Below are 3,155 nucleotides of genomic sequence, written 5' to 3' on the forward strand. Positions count from 1 at the left end.
GTGTCCGCTCCTCGCGAGGAGCGGACACCCCGGAGAACGGGGCCGTTTCGATCCCTTTGCGTTTCGCTCCCGCGGCCCTCTACACTCCAGGTGTACGAAACCGTTTCGTTCCCGCTGGAGAGCACAGATGTCCGATCAGGCGGCCTCCGCCACACCCGCCCGCCGCACCCGGCTGACCCCGGAGCGCGAGCACGAGGTGTTCACCGCCGTGGTCGACCTGGTGCGCGAACAGGGGTACGAGGCGCTGACGATGGACGCGGTGGCGACGCGCACCAAGTCCAGCAAGGCGACCCTCTACCGCCAGTGGGAGAGCAAGCCGAAGCTGGTCGCCACCGCCCTGCGCCACCTGGGCAAGAGCCACACGGAGGACGCCGACACCGGTTCCCTGACCGGGGACCTGCGACAGATGGTGAGTGACTTCATCTGCCACGCCTCCGAGGACACCGCCCTGCTGAACGGTCTGGCACACGCCGTCTCCAAGGACCCCGAACTGTGGCAGGCCCTGTACGAGCTGCACATCCGGCCCGGCCTGGAGACGCTCGACGCCGTCGTGCGCAGGGCCGCCGAACGCGGAGAGGTGGATCCCGCCAACCCGGCGATCGAGTTCGTCCCGCATCTGATCATCGGTGCGCTGGGAACCCGCAGACTGATCGAGAACCGGGACGCGGACGCCGCGTACATGGAGCGCTATCTGAACGCGGTCGTCTTCCCCTCGCTCGGCCTGGCCTGACCGGCCGGCCCCGCACGGCGCGAACCCGGCGGGCCGGTCCGGACGGACCGTGACGGCCCCAGAACCTCCCGTCCTTTCCGAGTCCCATTCCTCCCAACCAGGAGTCCTCACTCTCATGGCCACGTTCCTGTACCGGCTCGGCCGCCTCGCCTTCCGGCGGCGCGGGCTGGTCGCCCTGTTGTGGGTGGCGGTGCTGGCGGTCACGGGCGGCCTCGCCGCCTCCGCCTCCTCGGCGGCCTCCGGCAACATCACCATCCCCGGCACCGAGGCGCAGAAGGCGTTCGAGCTGCTGGAGGATCGTTTCCCCGGCAGCAGCCCCGACGGCGCCACCGCCCGGGTCGTCTTCAAGGCGCCCGACGGCGAGAAGATCACCGCCCCGGAGAACTCGGCCGCCGTCGGCGAGGTCGTCGCACAGCTGGCGGAGGGCGAGCAGGTCCAGCAGGCCGTCGACCCCTTCCAGGCCCGCGCCGTCAGCCCCGACCAGACCATCGCCTACTCCCAGGTCACCTACGAGGTCTCCGGCTTCGAGCTGACCGAGGAGTCGCGCGACGCGCTCAAGGCCGCCGCCGAGGACGGCCGGGAGGCCGGACTGACGGTGGAGACCGGCGGTGACGCGCTGGCGGCGATCCCGCACACCGGCGCCGCCGAGGTGATCGGCGTGGCCATCGCCGCGATCGTGCTGCTGATCACCTTCGGCTCCCTGGTCGCCGCCGGGCTGCCGCTGCTCACCGCCCTGGTCGGCGTCGGCGTCACCGTCGCGGTCATCACCGCCGTGACCGTGCCCTTCGACCTCAACACCACCACCCCGATCCTGGCGACGATGATCGGTCTGGCCGTCGGCATCGACTACGCGCTGTTCATCGTCTCCCGCTACCGCGCCGAACTCGCCGAGGGCCGCGAGCCCCTGGAGGCCGTCGGCCGCGCCACGGGGACGGCCGGCTCGGCGGTGGTCTTCGCCGGTCTGACCGTCGTCATCGCCCTGGTCGGCCTGTCGGTGGTCAACATCCCGATCCTGACCAAGATGGGTCTGGCCGCCGGCGGCTCGGTCGTCCTGGCCGTGCTGGTCGCCCTGACCCTGATACCCGCCCTGCTGGGCTTCGCCGGGCGGAGGGTCCTGCCCCGCAGGCAGCGCGCGAAGGCCGGCGAGGACGGCGGGACGGCCGCGACCGCCGAGGCCAGGGAGGGCGCGGGCACCCGCTGGGCCCGCTTCGTGCTGCGCCGCCCGGTCGCGGTGCTGCTGGTGAGCGTCGTCGGGCTCGGCCTGCTGGCCGTGCCCGCCAAGGACCTCCAGCTGAACCTGCCCGACGACGGCTCCCAGCCCACCAGCACCACCCAGCGCCGCGCCTACGACCTGATCGCCGAGGGCTTCGGCCCCGGCACCAACGGCCCGCTGATCGTGACCGTGGACGCCCAGGACAGCGACGACCCCCAGGCCGCCGCCGGGGCCACCGCCGAGAAGCTCCAGGGCCTGGACGGGGTCGCCGCCGCGATGCCCCCCACGTTCAACGAGGCCGGCGACACCGCGATGATCACCGTCATCCCGAAGTCCGCGCCCAGCAGCGCCGCGACCGAGGACCTGGTCCACGACATCCGCGCCGAGGCCGACGGCATCGCCGAGACCACCGGCGCGAGCGTCCTGGTCACCGGTCAGACCGCCATGGCCATCGACGTCTCGCAGAAGATGGACGACGCCCTGGCGCCCTATCTGGTCCTCGTGGTCGGCCTGGCGTTCCTGCTGCTGATCGTGGTGTTCCGCTCGATCCTGGTCCCGCTCAAGGCGGCGCTGGGCTTCCTGCTCTCGGTGGTCGCGGCCCTCGGCTCGGTCGTGGCGGTCTTCCAGTGGGGCTGGCTGGCCGACGTCTTCGGCGTGGAGCAGACCGGCCCGGTGATGAGCCTGATGCCGATCCTCATGGTCGGCCTGGTCTTCGGTCTGGCCATGGACTACGAGGTCTTCCTCGTGACCCGGATGCGCGAGGCCCACGTCCACGGCGAGACCCCGCACGAGTCGGTCGTCACCGGCTTCAAGCTGGGGGCGCGCGTGGTGAGCGCGGCGGCACTGATCATGATCAGCGTCTTCGCCGGATTCATCGGCTCCTCCGAGTCGATGATCAAGATGATCGGCTTCGGCCTGGCCGTCGCCGTCCTCCTCGACGCCTTCGTGATCCGCATGGCCGTCGTCCCGGCCGTCCTGGCGCTGCTGGGCAGGTCCGCCTGGTGGCTGCCGGGCTGGCTGGACAAGGTCGTGCCCAACGTCGACGTCGAGGGCGAGAAGCTCCAGCGCGAGCTGAACGGCTCCGCCGTGAGGACGGAGGAGCGCGAGCCGGTCGCCGCGCGCGACTGATCCGCGTCCCTGCCCGGGGCCGCCGGCGCGCGAGCGGAAGGCGCGGCGGCCCCGGCCGCACCGGCCCGTGGGGACGGGGATTGG

General features: G+C 72.0%; 2 protein-coding genes. Both read left to right on the plus strand.

Features of this window, described 5'->3' with window-relative positions:
• The first annotated feature begins 127 nt into the window (after nt 1-127).
• Nucleotides 128-730 carry a TetR/AcrR family transcriptional regulator gene (locus AC2CJA_RS25595; protein WP_484605044.1) on the plus strand — a complete coding sequence of 201 codons (603 nt, stop codon included), beginning with the start codon at nt 128-130 and terminating at the stop codon, nt 728-730.
• 115 nt (nt 731-845) lie between these two features.
• The gene (locus AC2CJA_RS25600; RefSeq protein WP_484605045.1) at nt 846-3,071 is read left to right on the plus strand and encodes an MMPL family transporter; all 2,226 of its coding nucleotides are present in this window, start codon (nt 846-848) and stop codon (nt 3,069-3,071) included.
• Nucleotides 3,072-3,155 lie beyond the last annotated feature (84 nt).

The sequence above is a fragment of the Streptomyces sp. ATLC9 genome (assembly GCF_057196705.1).

What these genes read in the sequence shown, in the direction of transcription:
- AC2CJA_RS25595 (WP_484605044.1), top strand. Translation starts at nt 128, where the DNA reads ATGTCCGATCAGGCGGCCTCCGCCACACCCGCCCGCCGCACCCGGCTG.
- AC2CJA_RS25600 (WP_484605045.1), top strand. Translation starts at nt 846, where the DNA reads ATGGCCACGTTCCTGTACCGGCTCGGCCGCCTCGCCTTCCGGCGGCGC.